3 protein-coding genes and 1 pseudogene are annotated in these 2,471 nt (G+C 73.3%); 3 read left to right on the forward strand and 1 reads right to left on the reverse strand.

Annotated features, from left to right (window positions below):
* A pseudogene (locus G6031_RS11005) lies at positions 1-239 on the forward strand (hypothetical protein); the annotation flags it as partial.
* On the opposite strand, the gene G6031_RS11010 reads toward G6031_RS11005, so the two are convergent.
* The gene (locus G6031_RS11010; protein WP_182653274.1) at positions 214-846 is read right to left on the reverse strand and encodes a class I SAM-dependent methyltransferase; all 633 of its coding nucleotides are present in this window, start codon (positions 844-846) and stop codon (positions 214-216) included. The pseudogene G6031_RS11005 and the gene G6031_RS11010 sit on opposite strands and share 26 nt — an antisense overlap.
* A 77-nt stretch (positions 847-923) precedes the next feature.
* Between G6031_RS11010 and G6031_RS11015 the strand changes: the two genes are divergently transcribed.
* Positions 924-1,595 (forward strand): PIG-L deacetylase family protein, encoded by a 672-nt coding sequence (locus G6031_RS11015; protein WP_182653275.1) that lies wholly within the window; start codon positions 924-926, stop codon positions 1,593-1,595.
* Between the two features lie 105 nt (positions 1,596-1,700).
* Positions 1,701-2,312, forward strand: a complete 612-nt coding sequence (locus G6031_RS11020; RefSeq protein ID WP_182653276.1) for a methyltransferase domain-containing protein — start codon at positions 1,701-1,703, stop codon at positions 2,310-2,312.
* Positions 2,313-2,471: the final 159 nt, after the last annotated feature.

Here is a 2,471-nt window from a genome sequence, read left to right on the forward strand (position 1 = left end):
TCGGGGTGGCCACGGCGTGGTTCGCGGTGGCCTGCCCCGTGTGCAACAAGATCGTGCTGCTCCTGCTGGGGACCACGGGCGCCCTGGGGGTGTGGGCACCGCTCCAGCCGTGGCTCGCCGCCCTCTCCCTGGTGCTACTCGCCGGGGCCGTGGTCTACCGCTGGCGCGCCCGCCCCTGCGGGGACGGCGCGTGCGCCATGGACGGCCGTGCCGCTACCGCCGGCGCGCCGCACCAATGAGCATCGGCGTCAACGGGAGCACCGGCGGGAACGGCCGTCGCGTGAGGCCGGACACGTCGAACCCCGCCTCCGCGAGACTCCTCCCGGTCTCCCGGTTCGGCTGACACCCCCCGCCCACCCGGCTCCACACGGGGGCTATCCGGTCGGCCACTCGACCCAGCAGTCCGTCGGCCCGGACGTGTTCCAGCAGCCGCAGCTCGCCGTCCGGCGCCAGAACACGCCGGGCCTCGGCCAGAGCCGCCGGAACATCGGGGACGGTGCACAGGACGAGTCCGAACACCACGGCGTCGGCCTCGCCGTCGGCGAGGGGGAGGGATTCCGCCACTGAGTCCACGACGTCGACGTGGACCCTCGCGTGTTCCGCGTACCGGTGCGCGTGCGCGCGCAGGTGGGGGTCCGGCTCGATCGCCACGACCCTGGTGACCTCCGGCGGATAGTGCTCGAAGGTCACCCCGCTGCCCGCGCCCACCTCCACCACGGTTCCCGACAGCCCCGAGACCAGACGACGCCGAGATTTCGCGAGCCCGACGCGCTCGAGCACTGGGCTGGCCACCACCCACGCGCGGGCGAAGAGCGAGACATCGGTCCGTTCACGGGAGGTATCCATGGGAAGATACGGTACCGGGTATCCAACGGACCCGGAACGCGAATCCACCGACAACAGTAATGGGGAGGGCCGGGGCGATGAAGGAGACGAGCGGACTGCCGGACTGGGGGGCGGTCCTGGCCGTGGTGGCCCACCCGGACGACGAGTCCTTCGGCCTGGGCGCAGTGCTGTCCACCTTCGCCGACGGCGGCGCGGACGTGGACGTCCTCTGCCTGACCAGGGGCGAGGCCTCCACGCTCCACGGCGTCGAGGGCGACCTCTCGCAGATCCGGGAGCACGAACTACGCGCCGCGGCGGACGCCCTCGGGGCGAGGTGGGTCACGTTGCGCGACCTGCCCGACGGTGGCCTCGCCGCCCTCGAGCCGTCCGTACTCGACGACGAGGTCGAGCGCGCGCTGGAGAGGGCCCGGCCCGACGGCCTCGTCGTCTTCGACTCCACCGGGATCAGCGGCCACCCGGACCACGTGGCTGCCACCGCGGCGGCGGTCCGGGCGGGCGCCCGGCACGGGCTGCCCGTGTTGGCGTGGACCCTCCCGGAGGAGATCTGCGGGAGACTGGGGGGCGAGGGATACGCCGGATTCCTCGGTCGGCCCGGCGGCGATATCGACCTGGCGCTGACCGTCGATCGCACCGCACAACTCACCGCAGTGGAGTGTCACCCCAGCCAGGCCGTGCCGGGCAGCGTCCTGTGGAGGAGACTGGAGCTGCAGGGCGACGACGAACACCTGCGGTGGCTCCGACGGCCGTGAATCGTTCCGCCCCCGCCGCTCCGGGTACACCCGGGTGCAGCACCGACGAGACGCAGTAGCAACCAGAAGCAGCATCGACACGAAGTACCGAAAGGACCGCCGCCCGTGGACGCCTCCGACTGGAACGCCCGATACCTGGCCCAGCCCGACGTGTGGGGCACCACCCCCGCAGCACGCATCGTCGCGGAGGTGACGGGCGCCGAGGACGCCGGTCTGCCCGTGGACACCGCGGTGGACCTGGCGTGCGGTGACGGCCGGCACGCGCGATGGCTGGCCGCGCACGGGTGGCAGGTCTCGGCGGTCGACTTCTCCGAGGTCGCGATCGAGCAGGCCCGCGCCAAGGACTCCGACGACGGCCGCAGCGGCAGCGTCGACTGGGTGGTCGGTGACGCCACCACCTGGTCGCCCGAGGAGTCCGTGGACCTCGTCGTCATCGGGTTCCTCCATCTCGAGATGGAGAGCCTCACCCGGGTCCTGCGCAACGCCGGCGGATGGCTGCGCCCCGGCGGGCACCTGGTGTACCTCGGACACGCCGCCGAGAACCTGCGTCGCGGCGTCGGCGGGCCGCAGGACCCGACGGTGCTCCCCGGGATCGCGGACCTGGCCCTCGGTGCCCAGGGGCTCGAGGTGGTCTCCCTGCGCCACGACCTGAGGCCGGCGGGGAAGGCGACCGCGGTCGACGTGCTCCTGCACGCCAGGTCCTGGGTCGACAGATGAGCCCGGAGCGCGGGGACGCCGGGGCGCCCGGGGGCACCGGGGATACCGATGCAGCCCCCAGCCCGAACCCCCGCGCGGACCCCAGCGCGGACCCCAGCGCGGACCCCGCTCAGATCCACGACCGGGTGCAGCGGCGGGTCCTGACCGTCCTGGTCCTGG

This window comes from Dietzia sp. CQ4 (genome assembly GCF_014145125.1).
Taxonomy (GTDB): Bacteria; Actinomycetota; Actinomycetes; order Mycobacteriales; family Mycobacteriaceae; genus Dietzia; species Dietzia natronolimnaea.